Below are 23,543 nucleotides of genomic sequence, written 5' to 3'. Positions count from 1 at the left end.
CGAGCGCCGCTACCAGAGCCGTGTCGTCTCCCAGCTCATGCGCCGGGCCCAGGAACTCGGCTACACCCTCACCAAAACCGCGGACGTCTCACCCCCCGCCGGTTCACCCGCATGATGATGTTACTTGGAAGAGCAGGCTAGCGCATGGGAAGACTCGACGGCAGGGTTGCAGTGATCACCGGCGGTGCCAACGGCATCGGCCGCGACACCGTGCTGCGCTTCCTCGACGAGGGCGCGCACGTGGTCATCGCCGACCTGAACGTGCCCGGTGCCGAGGCCGTGCTGAAGGTCGCGGCGGAGAAGGGACAGCGGGATGCCATCCGCTTCGTGAGGACCGACGTCGCCCGCGAGGGGGACGTCGAGGCGATGGTCCGGTGCGCGGTCGATGCGTTCGGGCGCCTGGACTGCGTCTTCAACAACGCCGGGATCGGCGGCGCCTTCGGCCCGATCACCGAGACGCGGGTCGATGAGTGGGACTACACGCTGGCCGTGTTGCTCCGGGGCGTCTTCCTGGGTATGAAGCACGGCGCGCGCGCCATGAATGCGCAGGGCCAGGGTGGCTCGATCATCTCGACCTCCTCGATCGCCGGCTTCGCGGGCGGCGGCGGGGCCCACTGCTACTCGGCCGCGAAGGCGGCGATCATCAACCTGACGCGGAGCGTGGCCGTCGAGCTCGCGCCGCACCGGATTCGCGTCAACGCCATCGCCCCGGGCCCGCTGCTGACCGACCTGTTCCACAAGGGGAACCCGGCCGCCGCCGAGCAGGCGATCCTCGAGAAGCAGCCTTGGCCGGACGCCGGCCGCGGCACCGACGTCGCCGGCGTCGCGCTCTTCCTGGCGTCGTCGGACGCAGGCTTCATCACCGGCGAGACGATCGTGGTGGACGGGGGGCTCTTGGCGCGCGGCCCCGCCATCTTCGGCGCTGGCGCCGACAGTCCGCTCCTCAAGGCCGCCAGTCTCGACAAGGGCTCCACAGGAGAGCCCTCGGAGGTGCGCCGGATTGGACCCTGACCGATTGAGCGCGGAGGAGACACGCGGGCTGCTGCGGACGATGCTCCTGATCCGCCGCCTGGAGACGGCGTGGGCGGAGGCGTACTTCCGCGAGGAGATCGGCGGCATCCCGCCGGCGCTCTCCACGGGACAGGAGGCCGTGTCCGCAGGCGCGTGCGCGGCGCTCGAGCCGGGCGATTACGTGTTCACCACCCATCGCGGCCAGGCGCCCCAGGTCGCCCGGGGGCTCGACCCGAAGCGGATCATGGCCGAGCTCTACTGCCGGCGCACCGGCTACAACAAGGGCAAGTCGTACCACGTGACCGACGTGAGCCGCGGCGTCATCGGCATGGGGGGCATCGTCGCCGCCCAGGTGCCGGTGGCGGCGGGGATGGCGCTGGCGCAGAAGCTCCGGGGCACCGATCGCGTGAGCCTGGCCTTCTTCGGCGACGGGGCCTCCAACGAGGGCGCCGTCCACGAGAGCGCCAACCTGGCCGCCATGTGGACGCTGCCGCTCATCCTCCTCTGCGAGAATAACGGCTACTGCATCACGCAGCCCGTGGCCGCCGCCGTGAAGGCGGCATCGATCGCCATCCGTGCCGCGGGGTACGGCCTGCCCGGCGTGGTGGTTGACGGCAACGATCCGCTCGCCGTGCGCGACGCTGTCGCGGCGGCCGTGGCGCGGGCGCGCGCGGGTGGGGGCGCGACGCTCGTCGAGGCGAGGACGGTCCGTCTCGGCGGCCACCTCGCCCACGATCCGCAGGCCTATCGCGCCCCGGAGGAGATCGCGGCGGCGTGGGAGCAGTGCCCGATCGCGCGCTTCCGCGCGCGGCTGCTGGCCGAGGGGCTCCTCACCGCGGAGGCGTACGCGCGGATGGAGGCCGAGGCCGACCGCGAGACCGCGGTCGCCGTTGAGTTCGCGCGGCAGAGCCCGTTCCCCGATCCCCGCGAGGCATTCGAGGACCTCTGGGCATGAGGCGCATGTGAGCGCGTTCGACCGGCGGCTGTTCAGATCGGGCGGCCCGGTGCGCCCCGAGGAACGCGAGTGGCCGAGCTTCCGCGGCGCGATCAACGAGGCCATGCGCGAGGAGATGCGGCGCGACCCGGCGGTCTTCCAGATGGGCGAGGATATCGCGGGCGCCCCGCCCTACGGCGTCACCACCGGCCTCGCCGCCGAGTTCGGCACCGAGCGGGTCCGCGACACGCCCTGCTCGGAGGTGGCCGTCGTGGGCGCGGCGGTGGGCGCCGCGATCGGGGGCATGCGCCCCATCGTCGAGTTCCAGTTCGGCGACTTCCTTTCCGTCGCCGTCGACCAGCTCACCCATCAGGCCGCCATGCTGCGCTACCTCACCGGCGGCCAGGTCAAGGTCCCGCTCGTCATCCGGCTGCCGTGCGGCGGCGGCCAGGGCGCGGGGTCGCAGCACTCGCAGGCGCTCTACTCGTGGTTCGCCCACGTCCCGGGGATCAAGGTCGCGCTGCCGGCGACCTCCGCGGACGCCAAGGGACTGATGCTGTCGGCCATCCGCGACGACAACCCCGTTCTCTTCTTCGAGCACAAGATGCTCTACCGCACGCGCTGGCCGGTGCCGCCCGAGTTCAGGAGCCCTGACTACCTGATCCCCTTCGGCCGCGCGGCGGTGCGGCGGGCCGGCACCGACGTCACGGTCGTGGCGTCCCTGATCATGCTGCACCACGCGCTGGCCGCGGCCGAGGCGCTGGCGGCGGAAGGCGTCTCCGTCGAGGTCGTCGACCCGCGCACGCTCGTGCCGCTGGACGGCGAGACCATCGTCGACTCGGTGCGGAAGACCGGTCGCCTGCTCGTGGTAGACGAGGCTTATCTCACGTGCGGCATCCAGGCCGAGGTCATCGCGCTCGTGACCGAACGCGCCTTCGGGGCGCTCAGGGCGGCCCCGCGCCGCCTCGGCAATCCCGGCGTGCCGGTGCCCTTCGCGCCGCCGCTCGAGGCCGTGGTGCTGCCCGGCCCGACGGAGATCGCGGCGGCGATCCGCGACATGCTGGCGGGATGACACCGCGCGGGGCCTGTTCAGTCCACGCCGAGATCGGGTACTGCGGCGCGGCGAGCATGCGGTTGAACCGGCGCGGCGCGTCCGGTACGGCCGGGGAGGGCTGGTTCACCGAGCCGAGCAGCAGGCCCTCCCCGACGTGACCATCTAGGGGGTGCCGGAGGCCGGGGCAACCGCGGCCGTCTGCGCTGAGCCCGGCGGGAGCCCCGATGGACGGCTCCCGCCGTCTGTTTCGAGACGCCCGTTTGACCTTCCGCCCGCGCTCCGGCAGGATCGGCGCGACATGCCACGGTTCATCCGCGCTGTGACAAGGGCCGCCGTGTCCGAGAACCGGCTCCATGTTACTTAGGCGCTCCCCCCGCTGGGGGGCCGACGTCTCGGGTGCCCATCGGCGTCCGAAACTTTTCGCTTGCTTCTTACTTTCGAATATCCTTAAATACGGAATTGAGGAATCTATGGCCTCCACGGACGATCAGATCTACGTGCTGCACGCGAGCGTCTGCCAGATCCTGGCGAATCCCACGCGGCTGAAGGTCCTCAACGCGCTCAGGGAGCAAGAAATCGCCGTGGCGGACCTGGCCCGGCGCGTGGGGACCAGCATGTCGAACCTCTCCCAGCACTTGGCCATCCTCCGCCAGCGTGGCGTCGTTCTCACCCGGCGGGAGGGCGCCACCATCCACTACCGGATCGCCAACCCGAAGATCCTCCGCGCCTTCGACATCATGCGCGAGGTGCTCTTCGAGCAGATCGCCGAGGGCCGGCGGCTCGTCCGGGCGGCCGGCGCCGGAGCCCGGCGGAGCCGGACAGCAAGGTGACGGGGTGCAGCGCCTCCTGACGTTCGTCCTGTCCGCCGGCCCCTACTCGGGCCAGGCCGCATCCAGCGCGCTGACGCTCGCGAGCGCGGCGCTGGGCGCCGGCCACCGGGCGACCATCTTCGCCACCGCCGATGGGGTCTCCGGCTTCGTGACGGAGCAGAAGACCGCCGGCGTCTTCGACGTCGGCGCGGCCGCCGCCGCCTTTCTCTCCCGCGGGGGCGACGTCCACCTCTGAGGGTCCTGCCTGCGATTCAGGGGAATCGCCGAGGAGGATCTGCTGGCGGGGGCGACGATCGGAAGTCTCTCGCGTCTCATGGCGCTTCTTGGGGAGAGCCACGCCGTGCTCACCTTCGGGCGATAGGGCGCGCCTCGTGCCGCGGCTCCTGTGCCTCGTGCTCGATCATGCCCCGTATGGCTCGCTCCAGCCTGCGGAGGCGATCCGCCATGCCGGGGGGGCGCTCGGGAAGGGCTGGGAGGTCGTGCTCGCCTTCATGGGAGATGGCGTCTACACGGCGCTGCCGGGACAGGCGCCGCTCCCCGACGGGTGGATCTCGCTGTCGGAGGCGCTCGGCGGGATCCTGGAGACGGGCGAGGAGCGAGTGCGGGTACTCGTGGACCAGGACTCCCTCGATGCGCGCGGGCTGTCGGCCGGCGAGCTGCTTCCCGGCGTGCATCCGGCGGCGGCTGGCGAGATCGCCTCCGCCATGGCCGGCTGCGACAAGACACTGCTCTTCTGAGGATCCCGTGGCCTCGATCCTCCTGGCCCTGAGCAGCTCGCCGGAAACCCCAGCCGGGCAGCGGGCACTTGCCCTCGCCGGTTCCCTGGCGGATCAGGGGCATGCGCTCACGCTCTGCTGCCTGCAGGATGCTGTGCTCGTCGCAAGCACCCGTGCATCGAATGAGGCACGAGCAGCGCTGGATCGCCTCCTGGACCGTGGCGCGCGTTGCCTCGTCCTCGGCGAGGACCTCGTCCTGCGCGGTCTCCGGGCGGGCCCGCGCGCCTCGGCGCTGGACTACCCGGGGCTCGTCGCGGCGCTGGCCGGCGATCACGACCGGGTGATCGGAGCGCTCTAGGATCTCCCATGGGAGCCTGGTGGGATCGCGTTCGCCGGCGCACGGTCGAGTGGTCGGTCGACCATCCCCGGGCGGTGCTCGTCCTGGTCCTCCTCCTGACGCTCGCCTTCGGGAGCCAGCTCCCGCGGATCCGCACCGACACCGATCCCAAGAACATGCTGCCGATCACCTCGCCCGTCCGTCAGTACAACGACCAGGTGGAGGGCTGGTTCGGCCTGCACCCGGATGTGCTCGTGGTCGGCATCGAGAGCGCCGGGGGGATCTTCACGCCCGAGACCCTGGGGCGCATTGCCCGGCTCACCGAGGCGGTGCTGCGCCTGCCCGGCGTGATCGCCCGGGACGTGGTGGCGCTGCCCACCGTGAACGACGTCACGGTGGCCGACGGCGCCCTCGATGCGCGCCCCATCCTCGGCAGGGTCCCTCGCGAGCCGGCCGAGGCGGACCAGCTCCGGCGGCAGGTGCTCGGCAACGCGCTGCTGGTCAACCGGCTGGTCTCCGCCGACGGCAAGACCACCGCCATCTACATCCCCATCGAGAAGAGCGCCAACGGCAAGACGCTCGCCGAGGAGATCCGCCGCATCACCGCCAAGGAGGCCGGGCCCGAGCGTTACTACATCGCGGGCGATCCCGTGGCGCGCGACACCTTCGGTGGCGAGATGTTCCGCCAGATGGGGCTCTTCTCTCCGCTGGCGGGGATGCTCATGTGCGCGATGCTCTTCTTCATGTTCAGGAGCTGGTGGCTGGTGGTGGCGAACATGGCCGTGGCCATGCTGGCCATTATCTGGGCCATGGGGCTCTTCATCGGGCTCGGCATCCCGGTCCACATCATGGCCTCCATGAGCCCCGTCTTCCTCATGGCGATCTCCACCGACACCGTGCACATCTTCAACGAGTTCACCTTCCGGCGCCGGGAGGCGCGCAGCCGGCGGGAGGCGATCCTCCAGACGATGGATGCGGTCGGGACGCCCGTGCTCTTCTCGGATCTCACGACGATCGCCGGGTTCGCCTCCCTCGCCATCGGGCCCATCATCCCCGTGCGCGTCTTCGGCCTCCTCGTGGCCTTCGGCACGCTCGCCATCCTGGTCATGAGCTTCACGCTGGTCCCGGCGCTCCTGGCGATCACGCGCGAGACACGGGTTGCCGCCGCGCCTGTGGAGGCAGAGCCGGCGTCCCGGTGGTTGGCGCGGGTGGGCCGGGCGTGTATCGCCTGGAAGACCTCCGTGGTGGTGGTCGGGATGGTCGTCCTCGGGATCTCGGCTGTCGGGCTGACGCAGATCCGCATGAACAACAACATGGTCGCCTGGTTCAAGGCGGGAAGCGACATCCGTGTCGCGGACACGGCGCTGAGCCGGGCGCTCGGCGGCACGGCGACCCTCTACCTCGTGGCCGACGGCAAGCAGCCCGACGCCGTCACGCGGCCGGAGTTCCTCCGGGCCCTCGAGGGGCTGCAGCGGCGCATCGAGCGCGAGCCCGTCGTGGGCAAGACCACGTCCGTGGCCGATGTCGTCAAGCGGGTGCACCGGGTGCTCAGGGACAACGACCCCGCACAGGAGGTCGTCCCCGACTCGCAGGAGGCCGCCGCCCAGGCGCTGCTCCTCTTCAGCATGGCCGCCCGCCAGCGTGAGCTCGGCAACGTGGTGGACGATTCCTACCAGAAGGCCAACGTCATGGTCCAGCTCCGGAGCTGGGACGCGACGGACACGGAAGGGGTGCTCGCCGCAGCCCGGGGTCATCTGGTGTCGCAGCCGATCCCGGGGGTCGAGCTGCGGCCCGCGGGGATCGCCTACTTCAACATGGTCTGGAACCAGGAGGTCCTGGTCGGGATGCTCGAAGGATTCATCGCGTCCTGCATCCTCGTGCTTGTCCTTCTCGTCCTGAACTACCGCTCTCTCCGGTGGGGGGTGGTGAGCTTCCTGCCGCTGCTCTTCACCGTCGTCCTCATCTACGGGGTGGTGGGCTTCATCGGCAAGGACTTCGACATGCCCATCTCGGTGCTCTCCACCCTGTCGCTGGGCCTGGCCATCGACTTCGCCATCCACTTCGTGAGCCGCTTCCAGCAGCGCTACCAGGAGACGGGCGACCTCGAGGGCGCGCTGGTCTGGACGGTGGCGCGGCCGGGGCTCGGGATCCTGAAGAACGGCGTTCTCTTCGCCTCGGGCTTCGCCGTGATGCTCGCAGCAGCGCTCACCCCCTACGTCACGGTCGGGGTGTTCATGATCGCCATCATGCTCGTGTCGGCGCTGGCGACGGTGGTGTATCTTACGGCCGTGGTCGCGCTCTTTCCCCGCTGGCTGACGCGGGGGCTCCGGGAGACGCCTCGATGACACGCACTCACGCAGGCTGGATCGGCAGCGCTGTGCTGGCGGCGGTGGGCGCCTGGGCGATCGCTTCGCCGGCTGTGGCCCAGGCCCCGTCGGCAGAGGAGGTCATGCGCCGGGCCCATCTGGCCATGTACTACGCGGGCGAGGACATGCGGGCCCGGGTCACCATGGTGCTTGTCTCCAGGGACGGCGGCGAGCGCGTCCGCGAGATGACCATGACCCGGCGCACCCTCAAGGAGGGCGGCGAGCAGCGATACTTCATCTACTTCCACCGCCCGCCGGACGTCCGCGACCTCGCCTTCCTGGTCTGGAAGTACCCCGGGCGGGACGACGACCGCTGGCTCTACATCCCGGCGCTCAAGCTGGTCCGGCGGATCGCGGCCAGCGACAAGCACACGAGCTTCGTCGGCTCGGACTTCTCCTACGAAGACGTCTCGGGGCGCGAGCCCGAGGACGACAGCCACAAGCTCCTCCGCGAGGAGCCGGTGGGGGGGCGCGAGGCCTATGTCGTCGAGAGTGTGCCCAAAGAGGCCGCCGACTTCAGCCGCAAGCTGTCGTGGATCGACAAGACCACGTGGCTGCCGCTCAAGGAGGAGTACTACGACCGGCGAGGAGACCTGGCCCGTGTGTACACGGCGGCGGAGGTGAAAGAGGTCCAGGGTTTCTGGAGCGCGGTGAAGCGCTCGATGAGGAACGTCCAGAGCGGACACCGGACCGATGTCGCCTTCGACGACCTCCGGTACAACCTGAAGCTGTCACCCGAGCTCTTCAGCGAGCGCGCGCTCAGGGCGCCGCCGGCAGAACTGACCCGGTGAACCGGTGTCTGTGGCTCCTGGCCCTGGCAGCGTCCATCGCCGGCCCGGGGCTGGCATTCGCCGAGCAGTTCCCGATTCACGGGTTCGTGCAGGCCGCCCCGGCGTACCGTCTGATCCAGCCCGATGGCTGTCCGCCCACACAGCGGCTCGCCTGCGAGGAGTCGTTCATCCTTGGCGAGGGACGGGTGAGGCTTGAGCTGGCGCCACGCGGTGAGTGGTGGGCGCTGAATGCCAAGACCGAGCTGATCTACGACGCCGTGGGACGCGAGGTGAGCGTCTCCCTCAGGGAGGGTTACCTCGATCTCAGGTTTCCGACCCTGGATCTCCGGATCGGGCGGCAGATCATCACGTGGGGCGTCGGGGACCTGATCTTCATCAACGACGTGTTCCCAAAAGACTGGGTGGCGTTCATCTCCGGCCTCCCGCTCGAATACCTGAAGAAGGGGTCCGATGCCGTGAGCGCCACCGCCCACTGGGCCGGCAGCTCGCTCCAGCTCGTCCTGGCGCCCCACTTCGTGGCCGATACCGTCCCGGAAGCCGGCGGACGGCTGAGCTTCTACGATCCGGCGGGCTCCATCGAGACCAGAACGACCGATGATCCGCCCGCGTCGATCGAGAACCTGGAGCTGGGGTTGAGAGCATTCCGAAACCTCGTTGGCTGGGACGTCTCCCTCTACGCCTATCGAGGATTTTTCCACACGCCGACCGAAGAGGTGGAGCCGGGACCGGCGCTCCGACTCTTTTACCCCCCACTGAACGTCTACGGCGCCAGTGCCCAGGGCGCCGCACTGGGCGGGGTCGTGAGCTTCGAGGCCGGATACTACGACTCGCGCTCGGATCGCTCAGGGCGGAACCCGGCCGTGGAGAACTCCTCGACCCGGCTGCTCGTCGGGTATCAGCGGGAGATCGTGCCGGACCTCACGGTCTCCGGACAGTACTATGTGCAGGTGATGCAGAACTATGGGGCCTACCTGAGGACGCGGAGCCCGGCGATGCCGGATTGCTGTGCCGCCCGCCACGTTCTGACTCTCAGGCTGACCCAGCTCCTTCTCCATCAGACCCTCCGACTCGGCCTCTTTGTGCTCGGCAGCCCCAACGAGGGGGATTGGTACGTGAACCCGGAGGCAAGCTACCAGGTGACCGATGCCATCTCGGCCAGCCTCGGCTTCAACTTCTTCGGCGGCCCGCCGTGGAGCACGTACGGCCAGTTCAAGGGTGACTCGAACGTCCACGCGGTCGTGCGTTATGCATTCTGAGACCCGCAGGCACCCGACGGGCAGCTTCGACGCCGTCGCGGAGGCGTACGATGCGTGGTACGCCACGCCCGTTGGCCAGCTCGTGGACCGTCTCGAGAAGGACGCGGTATTCCGCCTCGTGGGCAACAATTGCGAGGGCGTCGGGCTCGACCTCTCCTGCGGCACGGGCAACCACGCCCTAGCCCTGGCCGGTCGGGGCTTTCGCGTGGTCGGGGCGGACATTTCGGAGCCCATGCTGCGGGTTGCTCGGTCCAAGGCCGAGCGCCTGGGGCGCAAGCTCTCTCTCGTACAGGCCGACGCGGGCGTCCTGCCGTTCCGGCCCGGTGCGTTCGGTCTCGTGACGCTCATCCTCGGGCTCGAGTTCATGGCCGAGCCCGGCAGAGCGCTCTCAGAAGCGCATCGAGTGCTCAGGCCAGGCGGCCGTCTCGTAGTCGCGATCCTCAGTCGGACTGCACCGTGGACACTATGGCGCCGAGTGAAACGTGTTGTCGTCCCGTCGGTCTGGCGCGGGGCCAAGTTCCTGAGCCCGAGTGAACTGCGTGACCTTCTGGCGAGTCTTGGATTCGCGGATCCTCGGTGGCAGCGCGCCGTGCACTTCCTGCCTCTCGGCGGCCGGGGGCGGGTGGGCTGGGTCGAGCAGTGGGACGCAATCGGCGCCCGGTGGATGCCTGCGACTGCTGCCTTCATAGCGGTGTCAGTGCGGCGCGAATAGGAGGGACATCCAATGGCAAGCATCGTGATTCTCGGCGGGGGCGTGGGTGGACTGGTGGCCGCCAACACGCTGAGACGCAGGCTCGACCGAAAGCATCGGATCATCCTGATCGACCGCCAAGCTCAGCACGTCTTCACGCCCTCCTTCCTCTGGATGATGCTCGGCTGGCGGGAGCCGTCGGAGATCAGCCGGGACCTGAGCCGCCTCGGCCGCAAGGGGATCGAGGTCGTCCAGGAGGAGATCCGGGCGATCGATCCCGCCCACCGTCGAGTCTCGACCGAACAGCAGGAGATCGGCGCGGACTACCTCGTCATCTCCCTCGGAGCCGAGGGATGGCTCGGCGGGGTGTCGGGTCTCGCCGATGCAGGCCACAATCTCTACGATCTGGACGGCACGCTGAGACTTCGCGATGCCCTGGGCCGCTTCAACGGGGGCCGGGTCGTCGTCCTGATCGCCGGACTGCCGTTCAAGTGCCCGGCTGCCCCCTACGAGGCCGCCATGCTGATCGAGGCCTCGCTCCGCCGGCGCGGGCTTCGCGAGGGGACGCAGGTGGACGTCTACACGCCCGAGACGCTGCCCATGCCCGTCGCGGGCCGCGCGATGGGGGAAGCCGTGAAGGGGCTGGTCGAGAGCCGCGGGGTCGGCTTCCATCCACAGCACAAGGTGGTGGCCGTGGATCCGGAGCGGCGGGAGCTGGCGTTCGAGAACGGCGCCAGGGCCGGCTACGACCTGCTCGTCGTGATCCCGCCGCACCGGTGCGCCCCCGTCGTGAAGGAGGCGGGGCTGACCGTCGAGCCCGGCTGGGTGCCGGTGGACAAGGGGACGCTCCAGACGGGCCACGAGCGCGTCTTTGCCATCGGCGACACGACGCTGATCAAGTTGCCCGTGGGGCTGCCGCTGCCCAAGGCGGGGGTCTTCGCCCACGGCCAGGGCGAGGTGGTGGCCGAGAACATCGCTGCGGAGCTCGCCGGAGGGAGCGGCACGCGGCGCTTCGATGGCTTCGGCTCCTGCATCATCGAAATGGGCCACGGTGTGGCCGCCTACGCCAAGGGCAACTTCTATGCGGAGCCCGCGCCCGCGATGACGATGCGCTCGCCGAGCCGGCTCTGGCACTGGGGGAAGATCTACTTCGAGAAGCGGTGGCTGTGGCGCTGGTTCTGACGCGGTGACCCCTCGCCCGCCGCACTCGCGGCTCCTGCCGCCCATCCTGGCTCACAAGGATCCTGGCACGCCGTCGCTGTTCACTCCCGAGAACCTGCTGCGCGAGGCGCGCCGGCAGAAGGGGCTCCCTCGCGGCCGGGTTCCCGAGGTGTGCATCCTCGACCCGGACGGAGACATCGTCCGCCACCTGCTCCGAACGCGCCGCGCCCGGCGCTGGGCCCGGTGGGCGTGCTATCACACCGAACTCCACGTGTTTCACCGCGCGGGAGTCCGCTACGGCATCGTGGGCGGGGCCATCGGGGCCGCCTTCGCGGTCCTCGTGGCGGAGGAGCTCTTCGCGTCGGGCTGCCGTCTCCTCCTCAGCCTGACGTCCGCCGGACAGATCACGGCGGTCCGTGAGCCTCCGTACTTCATCCTCATCGAGCGCGCCCTCCGGGACGAGGGCACCAGCTATCACTACCTGCCGGCGGCGGACTACAGCGACGCCGACGCTCGGCTGATCCGACTGATGTCGGCCGGCCTCTCGCGCATCCGGGTTCCGCTGGAGCGCGGGGCCACGTGGACAACCGACGCTCCGTTTCGCGAGACCGCTGCGGCCATCGAGGCCTGCCGCGCGCGCGGTGTCCTGGCGGTGGAGATGGAGGCGGCCGCGCTCTACGCTTTTTCTCGCGCCCGTCGGCGGCCAGTGGTGTGCTTCGCTCACGTGACGAACCAGATGGCCCGTATCGAGGGAGGTTTCGGGAAGGGCGAGGCCGACGGCGCTCGCGGGGCCTTGCAGGTGATCTCGGCAGCAGCCTGCGCGTGGAGGGGCGTTCGGCGGGGCTCGTGAGCGGCCGATGGGTCCCCGGCGAGATCTCGGTTGGGACACTCGAGGTCCCGCCGCGCTGACCGCCTCCTCGGGCCCCCGTCCCCGGTCCACGGTCTGGGGGCCGCAGGTCGCTCTTTGACTGCGCGCCCGACCGGCATAGAGCGCTGCTGACTCTATTGAAGGCCCGGGTGCCTTGTCAAGTTGAGGCCGCCATGACCCACGATCTTTCTCAGTGCCTTGCAGGTCCGAAGGGCCTGGCAATTAGCCCCAATCGGCCAAGTGCCACAACCTCTCGGTCAGGGAGGCGCCAACACTTCTCGGTCGCTATGCTTGGGGGAAAACCATGGGAGTGGGACGCGATGAGTAAAAAGGACGGCGGCGGGAGCAGAGGCGCCCTCCCTCGGAACTGTGACAAGGGCCGCCGTGTCCGAGAACAGGCCGTATGTTACTTACGCGCCTACGCGCCCACCGCGAGCTTCTCCAGCACCAGGCGGCGGAGCGAGGCCTCATCGAAGGCGATGGCCTCGCGCGAGGGCGGCGGCGCCTCGGTCTTGAGCCCGGTCTCGCTCACGATGACGCAGATGGTGGAGGTCGGGTCCACCTGCTTGTTGGCCAGGAGGCGCATCAGCACGGCAAGCGAGGCCGAGCCGGTCGGTCCTGCCCAGATCCCCTCGGTGCGCGCGAGCATCTTCTGGGCCTCCAGGATCTCCTCGTCCTCGGCCTGGCCGGCCACGCCGCCGGTCTCGCGCAGGATCCGCAGGACCCAGTCGCCCTTGCGCCCGGGGTTGCCCGCGGCGAGCCCCTCGGCGACGGTGTAGCCGATCTTGAGCGGGGCGATCGCGGTCTTGTCCCGCCACGCCCTCGTGATCGCGTTGGCGCGTGCGGCCTGCGCCGCCGCCATCAGCGGCCGCTTGGGGATGAAGCCCAGGCGCTCCATCTCGGCGAAGCCGCGGTGCGCGGCGATGAAGGTCTCGCCCACGGCCACCGGCGCCACCACCACGTCGGGGGCGCGCCAGCCCATCTGCTCGGCGATCTCGTAGGCGATCGTCTTCTTGCCCTCGTGCTTGTACGGGTTGCGCGAGGCGCCGCAGTCGAAGAAGAGCCGCTCCTCGGCGAGCCGGTCCCAGAGCGCGATCAGGTCGTCGTACACGCCCTTGTAGATGACGAGGTCGCTGGCTGTCGCCGCCATGTGGAGCATCTTGGGCGCCGAGGCCCGCTCGTAGCAGAAGATCAGCGAGCGCAGGCCCGCGCGCGCCGAGTAGGCGGCGATGGAGGAGCCCGCGTTGCCCGAGCTGACGACCGACGTGACACCGAAGCCGAACTGGAGCGCGGCGCCGACGGCCGTGGCCGAGGTGCGGTCCTTGACGGTGCCCGTGGGGTTCGAGCCCTCGAACTTCACGAGGAGGCGCTTGACGCCGAGCCGAGCGCCGAGCCGCGGGCACTCGAGGAGCGGCGTTTGCCCCTCGCCGAGCGAGACCCGGTGCGCGGGGTCGGCGATGGGCAGGACGGACGCGTAGCGCCAGAGCCCCCCGCCCGTGAAGGCCGAGGGGCCGCGGCGCCGGAGCACGTCGACGTCGTAGCAGAGCTCGAGGAGCCCGCCGCATGTCGGGCACTGGAGCGTGTAGCCGAGAGGCTGGGTCGCTCCGCAGTCGATGCAGCGGAGTTCGCGCGCCTGCGATTCCATTAGGATCTCTTGCCGAAGCGCTGCTCGACGACGGCCACCATCTCCTCGATGCGGTGTCGGAGCGTGTGCTCCTTGAGCGCGCGCGTGCGCGCGTTCTCCCCGATGGCGCGGGCCTCGTCTGGGTGCCCGAGGTAGTACGTCAGGTGCTTCTTCAGCTCGTCCAGGTCCCGGTAGCCCACGACGTCTTCCCCGGGCTTGAAGAGCGCGGGCAGCTCGTCCTTGATATCGACCACCTGGCAGGCACCGGCGGCCGCCAGCTCGAAGGCGCGCGTGTTGACGCCCACGATGTCGTTCATCGGATGATGGTGGTTGAGGGAGAGCGTCGAGCCCGAGTAGATGGCGAGCTTGGCGCGCCCCCACACGGGGCCGCCCGCCGCGAGCGCCCGGATGTCGGGCGACTCCGCCCGCTGCCAGCCGCTGCCCCACAGCTTGATCGGGAACTCGAGCAGCTCCTTGATCAGCCGCTCTCGGTACGGGTAGCGGCTGCCGACGAAGCTGACGGGCCTGGCGTAGCGCAGCTGCTCCTCCGGCGTGAGCGCGACCGGGTGGTGCATCGCCGGCACGCAGTACATCGGGAGATAGTGGAGGTTGCGCAGCCCCACGCCCTCGAGCGCGCGCAGCGCGTAGCGCTCCTTGGTGAAGAAGACGTCGTACGCCTCGATGCCGTCGAAGGGCATCATCCACAGCGGGTTGTCGGGGAAAAAGTTGAGGAAGAGGACGTCCTGGCGCCGCTTGACCCGCCGGACCAGGCCCGGCGTGATGGGCCCGCCCTTGATGACGAGGACGAGGGACGGCCGCCACTCGACGCACAGCCGCTCGAGCCGCCGCAGGATCCAGACTTGGTAGGCCGCCTTGGTGCCGCGGTTCTTGTAGAGTGGGTTGTCCCGCCGGTAGGCGAAGGTGCGGACCTCGTGGCCCATGGCCGTCAGCTCGTCGCGGAAGTCCACGCCCATGTGCTCGGGGCGGTCGAAGGGCAGGACGATGAGCCAGCGCATGGCCGAAGCCTAGCACATCCTCCTGGGCGGGTTAGGCGGGGCGGGCTAGGCGCGCGGGCGCTTGACGCCGGTCCTGAAGCGCGCCGCCAGGAGCGGGTCGACGAGTGCCGCTGTCGCCACGAGCGCCGCGTTGGCGCCGGCAGCGAGCGCCTCGCGTGCGCGCTCGACGGTGGTGATGCCGCCCACGGCGAGGATCGCCTTGTTCCACGCGCCCGCCTTGCGCCAGGCGCAGAGCTCCTCCACCTGGACCCGGCAGGTGTCCCAGACAGCGTCACCCGAGATGCCTGCCACCTCGCGCGCCGCGCCCGGCAGTGCCGCCGTCCCGTCGGCCTTGACCACGCGGCGCTGGAGCCCGTTGACGAGTACGAAGCCGTCGACCCAGCGCGCGATGGCGGTCGCCAGGTCGTGGAGCGCGCGCGGGCTCCGCGAGGCGCCGAGCTTGGCGACGACCGGCCTCCCACCCACGGCGCGGCGCACCCGCGCGACGATGTGCGCGGAGAGCGCCTGGTCCTCGAAGACCATCTGCGGGCGCGCGGCGACCGTGTTCGGGCAGGAAAGGTGGACCTCGACTACGTCGGCGCCCGCTTCGGCCGCCCAGCGCGCGGCCTGCGCGTAGTCCTGCGCGAGCTGCTCGCCATCGCCGCCGGGCGCGGGCGTCCCCGCCACGCTGACGATCAAGATCTGCCCCGGCCTGAGCTTCCCCCGGGCCCGTTTAACGTCGGCGCGCCAGAGATCGGGCTTGGCCGACGGCAGGCCGAAGGAGACGATCCACGTGACGGCCGCGGGGTCGAGCCGGCGCGGCGCCGGCTCGAGCACCGCCGGGTCGCCGAACCGGCAGAAGGCCAAGTTGGGCGCCGCGAAGGCGGCGCGCTCGACCGTGCGCACCGTCTTGTACGTCAGGAGACCGTAGCCGAGCCGCGCGTACGCCTCGATCCATTTGGAGTTCGGCAGCGGGCCCGCCGCGATGCCCACGGGACACTCGAGCGCGTGGTCGAAGAGGCGAAGGGGAGGGGCCGCGGGCAGCCGGCGCGTGCGCGGAGGCAGCGTGGGCGGGTGCGCCGCGTTCCAGGCGAAGGAGCGGTTGAGGCGCCAGGCGATCAGGGCTCCACCTCCAGCGAGTCGAAGCTCCACTGCTCGAGCGGCATCATCGACGGCAGGTCGGGCTCGAACGCGCCGCCGTACCCGGGCGTGCCGAGCGAGGCCACGCGCACGAGCCCGCCTTCGATCCGCAGCCGCGCCTCGTCCTCGCCGCCGCGGTAGAGGTCGCGGTGCAGGCGCGTCGCCTGGTAGCGCTCGCGCCGCGAACAGTGGGCGAGGCCCTTGACGTAGTGGTGGCCGTTTCGCTCGACGTGGGTGATGCCGAGCGCCCGCGCCGTGGCGAGATCCTGCTGAAGCGGGATGACCGGGAGCGTCGTGAGGTCCTCGGCGCTCATGAAGAGCGCGGCCCCCGGCTTGCGCCGCCCGTTCCACTTCTCGACCAGCGAGCGATTCAGGAAGGACTTGAAGATGCCCTTGCAGTTCTTGGTGCTGACGCCCCGGTAGCCGAGCTTGACCGCCTCCTTGAACGAGTCGAGCTCGCCGTCGCTCTCGTCGATGATGACGGGCACCCCGAGCGCGCCCAGCCCCTTGGTGGCGTCGGGGTCGAGGGCGACGGCGCGGTCGAGGGGCTGCTCGACGAAGGCGATGGCCTTGCGGAAGCGCGCGAGCGCCGACACCTTGGCCATCGCCTCGAGGAGCCGCGCGAAGTCGCCGAGCGCTTTGTACTGCTCGTTGCCGTCGAGCGAGACGACATAGGGCTCACCGATGAGACGGTCGAGCGTTGAGGCGACGGCCTTGAGCCGGGCGAGGTCCTCGTCGTGCCGGCCGCCCACCTTGACCTTGAAATGGCGGAGCCCGTAGGTCTGGACGCATTCCTCGAGCGTTTGCGGCAAGCCGTCGCCCAGCCAGCCGTCGGCCTGGACGTCGGCGGCCGTGATCGGGTCGAGGAGGCCCACGGTGTGGCGCACCGCGAGCGCCTGGGGCGGCGTTTCGCGCGTCCAGCGCGTGAGGTCGTCCTGCTCGAGCTCGCGGTGGACCGCGGCCGGGCGGATCTCGAGCAGGTCCTGCCGCAGGAGCGCGATCGCGTCGGCGCCGGCCAGTCGCGCGGCGGCGTCCGCCAGCGCCCGCTCGAAGAACGACGAGCCGAAGGAGACCGTCAGCGCGTTGAGCTTCCTCTCTGGGCCGCGGCGCCGGCACTCTGCGAAGGCGTCGAGCCAGATCTGGAACACCGAGCGCGGCACCTTGGACGCCTCGAGGTACGCCTGATGCGCGATCCGGATGGCGACCAGCTCGTCCTTGACGTTGTCCCGGAAGCTCTTGGCCGGGTCTTTGTCGAACCACTTCGGCGCGAGGTTGTCGGCGGCGTAGCCGCGCCCCCGCCGGCCGTCGGCCGCCTCGACCTCGACCCCCACGTGCAGCAGCGGGAAGCGCGTGAGCGTGACGATGCCGTACCGGAAGGGCAGCCTCGTTTCGAGGTTCCGGACGTGAAAGGAGGCGGACTTGAGCGAGAGCCTTACTGGAATGCTGGCATGACCTCTTTGGCGATGAGCTCCAGCTCGCGCATGATGTGCCGGTGCGGCATGCCGGGGAAGAAGAGCCGGCAGATGAGGTGCGTCAGGCCGTACTCCTTCACGAACGGCTCGAGCGCCTTCCGCACCTGGTCCGGCCCGCCGATGAGAAAGCGATCCTTCATGAGCCCGTCGAGATCGGTCGCGATCGAGGCGTCGATGAAGGGATGCTTCCAGCCGCCGGCGTACTCCTTGCGGTACGAGACCATGATGTGCCGGTCCGCCAGCTGGCGCGCCTCTTTGTCGGTGTCGGCGATGATGACGTCGCGGGTCAGCGGCCACTCCGTGATCGGCGCCGTGAGGCCGGCCGCCGCGCGGTTGTCGCGAAACAGCCGCTTGCCGTTGAGAAGGCGTGGCAGGTCGGCGGTCGGTCCCGGGATCCAGTTGTCGGCGAGCGTGGCCGCGCGCTTGAGGGTGATGTCGCCCCAGCCTCCGATCCAGATCGGCGGGTGGGGCTTCGAGACGGGTTTCGGCTCGAGCTTGCCCTCGACCTGGTAGTACCGGCCCTTGAAGGCGATCCCGTCCTGGGTCCACAGACCCTTGATGATCTGGAGCTGCTCCTCGAAGCGCGCGCCGCGCTTCTCGAGTTCGGCGCCGTACAGCGCGAATTCGTCGGGCTTGTAGCCGATGGCCGCGCCCAGCACGAAGCGGCCGCCCGACATGACGTCGATCAGCGCCGCGTCCTCGGCCAGCCGCACGGGGTGGTAGAAGGGCGCCACCAGGATGTCCGTGCCGAGCAGGACCCGCGAGGTGCGGGTGGCGAAGCCGGCCAGCACCGGCAACGGGGAGGGCCAGTAGTGGTTTACGACCGAGTGGTGCTCCTCCATCCAGACGGAGTGGAACCCGAGGTCTTCGCCGCGGACGACCTCCTCGAGGGCCTCCTTGAAGTAGTGGCCGCCCTCGATGGGGATGAAGCCGACCTTCAGCTTGGCCACTAGTCGCTCGCCAGTTTCCCGTTCACACCCCAGTTCGACTTCTCGATGTCCTGGAAGACGATGTGCACCTGGTCGGGCGTGGTCTTGCCGATCTTGACCATGGCCTCGGTGATGGCGGCGGTGATTTCGCGCTTCTGCTGCGGGGTGCGACCGGCATACCACTGGACGGTGATGTTGGGCATGGGGTGTCCTTTCTACTTGAGCCGTGTCATGTCGTCGGGGAAGTTGGATGTGAAGGCGTAGGATTTGACGGTGCCGTCTCTGTTCCAGCGCACGGAGAGGTCCTTGGTCTGCTCCGTGCTCCAGCTGCGCTGGCCGAAGAACCAGCGCCACGTCGCGTCGCCGCTGTCGATGCCGACCTGGTAGGGCTCGCCGAAGAGGCGCTGGATCTCGGCCTTGTTGGTCTTGCCCGCGGTGATCGCGCGGGGCTCCGGCGACGGGAACTCGCGGCCGAACTTGCTCGAGATGCAGCCGGTCGAGAGCGTCGCCACGAGAAGCGTAACCGCCACGAGGGCCGGACGCATGGACGGATTATCACACGCGCCGTTCGACGGGGTCAACGAGGCTTGACTTGCCCGGACGCTGCCGCTAGCCTCGTGGCACCCGACGTCAGAAATGCCAGGAGGCACACGCGTATGCCGATTCCCGTCATGAAGGGGTATGCCAGCCTCAAGACCCTGCCCGAGGAGAAGATCGGCGACAAGATCAGCCGCAAGATCCTCGTGGGCGAGAAGGAGATGGTGGTCTTCTGGAAGATGAAGGCGGGCGCCCGCGCCGCCATGCACCAGCACCCGCACGAGCAGCTCTTCTGGATGCTCTCGGGGAAGATGGAGTTCACCCTGGCGGGGGAGAAGCGCACGTGTGTCGCCGGTGACCTCGGTGTCATCCCCGGCAACACGCCGCACGAGGCCTACTTCCCGGAGGATACGGAAGTCATCGACGTCTTCGCGCCTCCGCGTGAGGACATGTTCACCGGCGGCGACACGTATTTGGCGCGCTAGCAGGCGGCTGAAAAAGGCCCATCTGCTTCGTTGACGCCCTCGGTCGCACGCTCAACGTACAGAAAGTACGCCTCGCGTGCGGAATCAACTCAGCCCTCGTCTCGCGACGGCACAGGCCGTCGCTCACCTCGAGCAGCGGGGCGTCGCCTCGCATCGGGTCCTTTTTGAGCCGCCTGCGGGTTCTTCAGCGGCCTGCCAAGGCGCGCTCCCGGGTGGGGCGCGTGCTAGGATAACGCCGTGGAGACGTTCAGCCCCGAGGAGCGGGCCGCGCTCGCGCCCTACTTCACCAATCTCGACGGGCCGGTCTTCGCCCTTGTCAACCTGCCCGAGGTCGTCAAGGGCGCGCTCTTCGCTCGCTACTCCCGCTCGGCCAAGTCGCTCCGCCGCCTCTTCCTCGACGAGTTCGTCGAACAATCACCCGCCGGCGCTGCTGCGCGAACCGTCGGGACGGCCCGGGCCGAGCAGCTCTACGAGCGGGTCTTCTCCGAGTACGGCGACGACTCGGTGGCGCAGCTGGGCGGCGTGCACCTGGCCTGCGAGGGCGCGTCGAACATCCTGACCAAGGTGCTCGAGTGGGGCCGGCTCATGGCCTACCTCGAGCAGTCCACGCGCTACATCCCCTATACGGACAGGCCGGGCGGGCGCTGGAAGTACCACGTCCCGGCCGAGCTCGACGGCCACCCGCTGCGGCAGCGCTACGTCGAGACGCTCGACCGGGCGTTCGAGACGTACGCGCGCTGGATCGAGCCGATGCGCGAGCACTGGACGGCGCGCTTCCCGAAGCCCGCCGGAGACAGCGACGTCGCCTGGCGCGCGACCATCCGCGCCAAGGCGCTCGACAGCCTGCGCGGCCTACTGCCGGCGGCCACGCGCTCGAGCGTGGGCATCTTCGGCACGGGGCAGGGCTACGAGGCGCTGCTGCTCCGCATGCGCACCCACCCGCTGGCTGAGGTGCGCGACTATGCTTCGCTCATGCTGGGGGAGCTCCGCAAGGTCATCCCGGCCTTCCTCACGCGGGTGGACCGGCCCGAGCGGGGCGGGGCCTGGAGCCGCTACCTCGAGGCGGCGCGGCGGGAGACGGCCGACGTTGCCGGGCGACTTCTTGCCGGGCTCGAGCCCGAGCCGCGCGACGAGGTGACGCTGACGGATTTCGACCCGGACGGCGAGGTGAAGGTCGTGGCGGCGGCGCTGTACTCTTCCGCGCGGCTTCCCGACGACCAGCTGCTGGCGGTGGCGCGCAAGCTCGGGGCTGAGGAGCGGCGCCAGGTGCTGGAGGCCTACGTGGGCGCGCGCGCCAACCGGCGGCACAAGCCGGGCCGCGCCTTCGAGCGCACTGCGTACCGCTTCGACGTGCTCGGCGACTACGGCGCCTTCCGCGATCTCCAGCGCCACCGCCTGCTCACTCTGGAGTGGCAGCCCCTGTCCACGCGCCACGGCTGGGTCGTCTCCGAGGAGATCGAGACAGTCGGGGCGCTCCCGGACTGGCGGCGGGTCATGGACGACGGGGCGGGGCTCTATGAGGCGCTCGTGGCCGCGGGCCTCCCGGAGGTGGCGCCGTATGCCGTGGCCATGGCGTACCGCGTGCGCTTCTACATGGAGCTCAACGCGCGCGAAGCCATACACGTGATCGAGCTGCGGACGACGCCCCAGGGTCACCCGGCGTACAGGCGGATCTGCCAGGCCATGCACCGGCTCATCGCCGAGCAGGCCGGCCACCGCGCCATCGCGACGGCCATGTCCTTCGCCGATCTCTCGGACGCCGAAGAAGGGCGCCTGGCGTCCGAGCGCGTCGCCGAGCGGAGGCGCGCCGGCGGCTAGTTCCCGCAGCCGCCGGACGTCCACGGCCTCGAGCGCCCCGAAGCGCTTCCGCCAGGCATACGGCGTTTGTTCACCGACGCCGTGCTTCTTCGCGACCTCTGCCACGGGCCGTTGATCGGCTTCCCTCAGAATCGCGACCATCTGCTTTTCGGTAAACCGCCCCTTTCGCACGACTCCCTCGCCGTCCCGGAGGGCGCCATTCTCTCGAGCTTCCCTTGGTTCGGAAATCCCCAGGCAGGTCAGTCACGAAGGCGGCGGTATTGGTGACCTTCGCCTTCGACGTCAGGTCGATGGCGTTCCCGCTCGTGGTCAGCTGCGATCCGCTGGCCCCGGACAGGTTCAGCAGCGGCGCGCTCGCCTCGAGCAGGGCCACGTCCACCCGGACGGCGCGCGCCGTCGTGACCGCGGCCGCATTCAGGTCGAGGAAGCCGCCGCTGTGCTGGATCGGCTCCTCCGTCCCGCCTGTCAGTGAGACCAGGGGGGCCGCCGGGCCCGTCACGATGAACTGGCCCTTGCCCGCGCCGAGGACGAAGTCGGCCGAGGAGGTGATCTGGGGGTTTGCCGCGTCCACGAGCCCGCCGTCGAGGCCGACCGTCCCGTGATTCTGAGCCACGAACCCGTTGGCCGTTGGGGAGAGCTGCGGGCTGCCGCCGACGGTGACCGTGCTATTGGTCGCCTCCAGGAAGTCGGTGAAGATGTTCTGCGGCGAGCCGCCCCGAACCGTGTACAGATCGCCCGTAAGTTCGGGGCTTTGGTTGTTGAAAATAAAGGGCGGAGAGGAGGACGGGCCGGCGCTCGGCGTGCTCGGTGTGGGTGGCGTGACCGGTGTGGTCGGCGCCTGCACGTCCACGGGCGGACCCTGAACGTCCACACGCTCGCCGCCCCCGTTCCGGTCTCCGGTGATGATGCGCGCCAGCCCGGCAGCCCTCGCCTGCTCGCCGCGCACGAGACTCCCCAGCACCCTCGTCGGTAGCGGCTGCGTGGGCTGGAGATCGCTCAGGAGCGCCGCCCGCGCCGCGGCGTTGAGCGGCACCGGCCGATCCATGGTGTTGCCGGTGACCGTGAGGCTCGAGGGCGCGACCAGCCTCAGCGGAGGCGCGCCGGGGTTGCCCGGCGTGGTGACGTCGATGTAGCCGGACAGGACGTGCAGGCGCGTGACGGGGTCGGAGCCGCCGGGAGGGGTGAGCCTCTCGGCGACGACGACGGTGCCGCGGATGGCGGCCACGGCGTTCTGCGTCCGGATCTCGACGGTCTCACCGGGGCGCATGCGCTGGCGGGCGACGCCGATGGCGATCTTGCCCAACACGAGGTGCACCGTGGAGGTCCCGGCCAGGTCGATCAGCTGGAGCTCCGAGAGCTCGCGCACCGTGACGAGGGCCTTCTTGCCGAGCAGCAGCCGCGCCAGCGAGCGGGCGGCCGTGCTGATGCGGTCCCGGTAAAGGACCTCGTCCTTGAAGTGGAGCGCCTGCGGCGCCGGCGAAACCGCGTGGGAGACCGTCACTTCGCCGCTGACCGCCGTTGCCACGCCTGCTCCCTCGGGGGAGGCGGCCTGCACCATCGCCGTGGGGCTGACGAGGAGGGCCAGAGCCAGGACCCCTGCCGCCTGCCAACCCCGCTGGATCAATCTCATCGTTAGCTCCGTTCCGGGCTTCAAAGTGCGGGTTTGACTGGGCTCTCAGGGCCCCCTCGCGCGACCGTTTAAACGGTATGCACCTCGTGTACCATCCGGGCTCAGCTCCAGACAGCGTGTAAGTAAGTGAAATAATAGATGCCCAGCGGATGGATCGGGCAGGGAGGAGCCTGGACTGCCAGTTTTCGGCGACAGAAAATGGCGTCTGGTGGCGTGGCTTGGCAGTCAGGCGCGGGTGAAGGCCGGGATAGGCCCGGGCGGGTCCGCCGGGCTGTAGTAGGCTCCGCCTCTATGAGGCCCGAGCAGGTCAAGGCGATAGAGTACCTACGCGACAAGGGCACCCGTCTCGCGGCTGCCCAGATCCACGAGCGTGTCGCGGCCGGTTTCGCCGCCCTCGAAGGGTTCCTGGACGGAGTGACGGAGGCCGAGGCGCGCGTGCGGGCGCTTCCGGGCGAGTGGAGCATTCAGGAGGTGGCGGATCACCTCGTGGAGACACATCGGCCGAGCCTCGAGGAGCTCCACGATCTGCTCGCGGGGAGGCGGCCCCCGGGTGAGCCCATCCCGGCGGGGCTTCAGTCTCGCGACCCGCTGGCTCGCCCGTGGGCGGAGCTCTTGGGCGAGCTCAAGAAGCTCCAGGCGGAGGTCGTGGCGGCCCTCGTCGCGGCGCCCGACAGACTCTACGACGCGCGCGCGCCGGTCGTGATGGTCATCAACGTGAAGGAGCCTGACGGTCACGAGACGCCGCTGCACTGGATCGAAGAGCTCGACTGGAAAGCCTACGCCGTCATCTTCAGGCTCCACGTCATGGACCACCTAGGCCAGGCGCGCAAGGTCCTACGCGCCGTGCGCGAGGCCTAGCCGGCCGCCGATAAGGGGCCCAGCTGCTTCATTTAACAAG

At 69.8% G+C, this 23,543-nt stretch carries 22 protein-coding genes and 3 pseudogenes; 16 read left to right on the top strand and 9 right to left on the bottom strand.

Going from position 1 to position 23,543, the window contains the following annotated elements; genetic code table 11:
- Positions 1 to 144: 144 nt before the first annotated feature.
- The 13 genes and pseudogenes from Q7W02_09315 (at position 145) to Q7W02_09255 (ending at position 11,997) form a co-directional block, all read left to right on the top strand.
- Positions 145 to 1,011 (top strand): glucose 1-dehydrogenase, encoded by an 867-nt coding sequence (locus Q7W02_09315; protein ID MDO8476375.1) that lies wholly within the window; start codon positions 145 to 147, stop codon positions 1,009 to 1,011.
- Complete coding sequence (locus Q7W02_09310) at positions 1,001 to 1,966, top strand: thiamine pyrophosphate-dependent dehydrogenase E1 component subunit alpha (protein MDO8476374.1); 966 nt, start codon at positions 1,001 to 1,003, stop codon at positions 1,964 to 1,966. Before Q7W02_09315 ends, Q7W02_09310 begins: the two co-directional genes overlap by 11 nt.
- 7 nt (positions 1,967 to 1,973) lie before the next feature.
- Entirely contained in the window at positions 1,974 to 3,017 is a 1,044-nt protein-coding gene (locus Q7W02_09305) for a pyruvate dehydrogenase complex E1 component subunit beta (GenBank protein MDO8476373.1), read from the top strand.
- A 452-nt stretch (positions 3,018 to 3,469) separates the two neighbouring features.
- A complete protein-coding gene (locus Q7W02_09300) occupies positions 3,470 to 3,829 on the top strand; it encodes a metalloregulator ArsR/SmtB family transcription factor (protein ID MDO8476372.1) in 360 nt (119 codons plus the stop codon).
- Between the two features lie 4 nt (positions 3,830 to 3,833).
- Positions 3,834 to 4,190, top strand: a pseudogene (locus tag Q7W02_09295) (DsrE family protein).
- A 10-nt stretch (positions 4,191 to 4,200) separates the two neighbouring features.
- On the top strand, positions 4,201 to 4,566 hold the full coding sequence (locus Q7W02_09290; protein MDO8476371.1) for a DsrE family protein: 366 nt from the start codon (positions 4,201 to 4,203) through the stop codon (positions 4,564 to 4,566).
- Positions 4,567 to 4,573: 7 nt separating this feature from the next.
- Positions 4,574 to 4,903 (top strand): DsrH/TusB family sulfur metabolism protein, encoded by a 330-nt coding sequence (locus Q7W02_09285; GenBank protein ID MDO8476370.1) that lies wholly within the window; start codon positions 4,574 to 4,576, stop codon positions 4,901 to 4,903.
- Positions 4,904 to 4,911: 8 nt separating this feature from the next.
- Positions 4,912 to 7,227 carry an MMPL family transporter gene (locus Q7W02_09280; GenBank protein MDO8476369.1) on the top strand — a complete coding sequence of 772 codons (2,316 nt, stop codon included), beginning with the start codon at positions 4,912 to 4,914 and terminating at the stop codon, positions 7,225 to 7,227.
- Positions 7,224 to 8,039: an outer membrane lipoprotein-sorting protein gene (locus tag Q7W02_09275; GenBank protein MDO8476368.1), complete on the top strand. Its 816-nt coding sequence runs from the start codon at positions 7,224 to 7,226 to the stop codon at positions 8,037 to 8,039. Before Q7W02_09280 ends, Q7W02_09275 begins: the two co-directional genes overlap by 4 nt.
- A complete protein-coding gene (locus tag Q7W02_09270) occupies positions 8,036 to 9,295 on the top strand; it encodes a hypothetical protein (GenBank protein MDO8476367.1) in 1,260 nt (419 codons plus the stop codon). Before Q7W02_09275 ends, Q7W02_09270 begins: the two co-directional genes overlap by 4 nt.
- A complete protein-coding gene (locus Q7W02_09265) occupies positions 9,285 to 10,007 on the top strand; it encodes a methyltransferase domain-containing protein (protein ID MDO8476366.1) in 723 nt (240 codons plus the stop codon). Before Q7W02_09270 ends, Q7W02_09265 begins: the two co-directional genes overlap by 11 nt.
- 12 nt (positions 10,008 to 10,019) lie before the next feature.
- Positions 10,020 to 11,168, top strand: a complete 1,149-nt coding sequence (locus Q7W02_09260; protein ID MDO8476365.1) for an FAD/NAD(P)-binding oxidoreductase — start codon at positions 10,020 to 10,022, stop codon at positions 11,166 to 11,168.
- Between the two features lie 4 nt (positions 11,169 to 11,172).
- Entirely contained in the window at positions 11,173 to 11,997 is an 825-nt protein-coding gene (locus Q7W02_09255) for a nucleoside phosphorylase (GenBank protein MDO8476364.1), read from the top strand.
- A 436-nt stretch (positions 11,998 to 12,433) separates the two neighbouring features.
- Here the strand turns inward: Q7W02_09255 and thrC are convergent, their stop codons facing one another.
- From thrC to Q7W02_09220, 7 genes are all read right to left on the bottom strand, one after another.
- Positions 12,434 to 13,660 carry a threonine synthase gene (gene thrC, locus Q7W02_09250; GenBank protein ID MDO8476363.1) on the bottom strand — a complete coding sequence of 409 codons (1,227 nt, stop codon included), beginning with the start codon at positions 13,658 to 13,660 and terminating at the stop codon, positions 12,434 to 12,436.
- Positions 13,660 to 14,655, bottom strand: a complete 996-nt coding sequence (locus Q7W02_09245) for a glycosyltransferase (protein ID MDO8476362.1) — start codon at positions 14,653 to 14,655, stop codon at positions 13,660 to 13,662. Before Q7W02_09245 ends, thrC begins: the two co-directional genes overlap by 1 nt.
- Before the next feature lie 45 nt (positions 14,656 to 14,700).
- Positions 14,701 to 15,786, bottom strand: coding sequence for a hypothetical protein (locus tag Q7W02_09240; protein ID MDO8476361.1), 1,086 nt, complete (start codon positions 15,784 to 15,786; stop codon positions 14,701 to 14,703).
- Positions 15,753 to 17,105, bottom strand: a complete 1,353-nt coding sequence (locus tag Q7W02_09235) for an enolase C-terminal domain-like protein (protein ID MDO8476360.1) — start codon at positions 17,103 to 17,105, stop codon at positions 15,753 to 15,755. The genes Q7W02_09240 and Q7W02_09235 overlap by 34 nt, the downstream gene beginning before the upstream one ends.
- 101 nt (positions 17,106 to 17,206) lie before the next feature.
- Positions 17,207 to 18,196 carry an LLM class flavin-dependent oxidoreductase gene (locus Q7W02_09230; GenBank protein MDO8476359.1) on the bottom strand — a complete coding sequence of 330 codons (990 nt, stop codon included), beginning with the start codon at positions 18,194 to 18,196 and terminating at the stop codon, positions 17,207 to 17,209.
- Entirely contained in the window at positions 18,196 to 18,378 is a 183-nt protein-coding gene (locus Q7W02_09225) for a tautomerase family protein (protein ID MDO8476358.1), read from the bottom strand. Before Q7W02_09225 ends, Q7W02_09230 begins: the two co-directional genes overlap by 1 nt.
- 12 nt (positions 18,379 to 18,390) lie before the next feature.
- Positions 18,391 to 18,720: a hypothetical protein gene (locus tag Q7W02_09220; GenBank protein MDO8476357.1), complete on the bottom strand. Its 330-nt coding sequence runs from the start codon at positions 18,718 to 18,720 to the stop codon at positions 18,391 to 18,393.
- Between the two features lie 111 nt (positions 18,721 to 18,831).
- Here Q7W02_09220 and Q7W02_09215 point away from each other — a divergent pair, with 111 nt between their 5' ends.
- Positions 18,832 to 19,197, top strand: coding sequence for a cupin domain-containing protein (locus Q7W02_09215; protein ID MDO8476356.1), 366 nt, complete (start codon positions 18,832 to 18,834; stop codon positions 19,195 to 19,197).
- A 237-nt stretch (positions 19,198 to 19,434) separates the two neighbouring features.
- Positions 19,435 to 20,889, top strand: a pseudogene (locus tag Q7W02_09210) (FAD-dependent thymidylate synthase).
- A 104-nt stretch (positions 20,890 to 20,993) separates the two neighbouring features.
- Here the strand turns inward: Q7W02_09210 and Q7W02_09205 are convergent.
- Both Q7W02_09205 and Q7W02_09200 read right to left on the bottom strand, forming a co-directional pair.
- A pseudogene (locus Q7W02_09205) lies at positions 20,994 to 21,156 on the bottom strand (transposase).
- Positions 21,086 to 22,645: a FecR domain-containing protein gene (locus Q7W02_09200; GenBank protein ID MDO8476355.1), complete on the bottom strand. Its 1,560-nt coding sequence runs from the start codon at positions 22,643 to 22,645 to the stop codon at positions 21,086 to 21,088. Before Q7W02_09200 ends, Q7W02_09205 begins: the two are co-directional and overlap by 71 nt.
- Before the next feature lie 291 nt (positions 22,646 to 22,936).
- Between Q7W02_09200 and Q7W02_09195 the strand changes: the two genes are divergently transcribed.
- Positions 22,937 to 23,503 carry a DinB family protein gene (locus Q7W02_09195; protein MDO8476354.1) on the top strand — a complete coding sequence of 189 codons (567 nt, stop codon included), beginning with the start codon at positions 22,937 to 22,939 and terminating at the stop codon, positions 23,501 to 23,503.
- The last annotated feature ends 40 nt before the right edge of the window (positions 23,504 to 23,543 follow it).

It is taken from the genome of Candidatus Rokuibacteriota bacterium, from assembly GCA_030647435.1.
Classification (GTDB): domain Bacteria; phylum Methylomirabilota; class Methylomirabilia; order Rokubacteriales; family CSP1-6; genus AR37.
This window is presented reverse-complemented; position numbering and strand designations above follow the sequence as displayed.

Coding starts and splice junctions, on each gene's coding strand:
- Q7W02_09260 (MDO8476365.1), top strand. CDS start 10,020: ATGGCAAGCATCGTGATTCTCGGCGGGGGCGTGGGTGGACTGGTGGCC.
- Q7W02_09225 (MDO8476358.1), bottom strand. CDS start 18,378: ATGCCCAACATCACCGTCCAGTGGTATGCCGGTCGCACCCCGCAGCAG.
- Q7W02_09315 (MDO8476375.1), top strand. CDS start 145: ATGGGAAGACTCGACGGCAGGGTTGCAGTGATCACCGGCGGTGCCAAC.
- Q7W02_09220 (MDO8476357.1), bottom strand. CDS start 18,720: ATGCGTCCGGCCCTCGTGGCGGTTACGCTTCTCGTGGCGACGCTCTCG.
- Q7W02_09195 (MDO8476354.1), top strand. CDS start 22,937: ATGAGGCCCGAGCAGGTCAAGGCGATAGAGTACCTACGCGACAAGGGC.
- Q7W02_09200 (MDO8476355.1), bottom strand. CDS start 22,645: ATGAGATTGATCCAGCGGGGTTGGCAGGCGGCAGGGGTCCTGGCTCTG.
- Q7W02_09215 (MDO8476356.1), top strand. CDS start 18,832: ATGCCGATTCCCGTCATGAAGGGGTATGCCAGCCTCAAGACCCTGCCC.
- Q7W02_09280 (MDO8476369.1), top strand. CDS start 4,912: ATGGGAGCCTGGTGGGATCGCGTTCGCCGGCGCACGGTCGAGTGGTCG.
- Q7W02_09300 (MDO8476372.1), top strand. CDS start 3,470: ATGGCCTCCACGGACGATCAGATCTACGTGCTGCACGCGAGCGTCTGC.
- thrC (MDO8476363.1), bottom strand. CDS start 13,660: ATGGAATCGCAGGCGCGCGAACTCCGCTGCATCGACTGCGGAGCGACC.
- Q7W02_09265 (MDO8476366.1), top strand. CDS start 9,285: ATGCATTCTGAGACCCGCAGGCACCCGACGGGCAGCTTCGACGCCGTC.
- Q7W02_09275 (MDO8476368.1), top strand. CDS start 7,224: ATGACACGCACTCACGCAGGCTGGATCGGCAGCGCTGTGCTGGCGGCG.
- Q7W02_09245 (MDO8476362.1), bottom strand. CDS start 14,655: ATGCGCTGGCTCATCGTCCTGCCCTTCGACCGCCCCGAGCACATGGGC.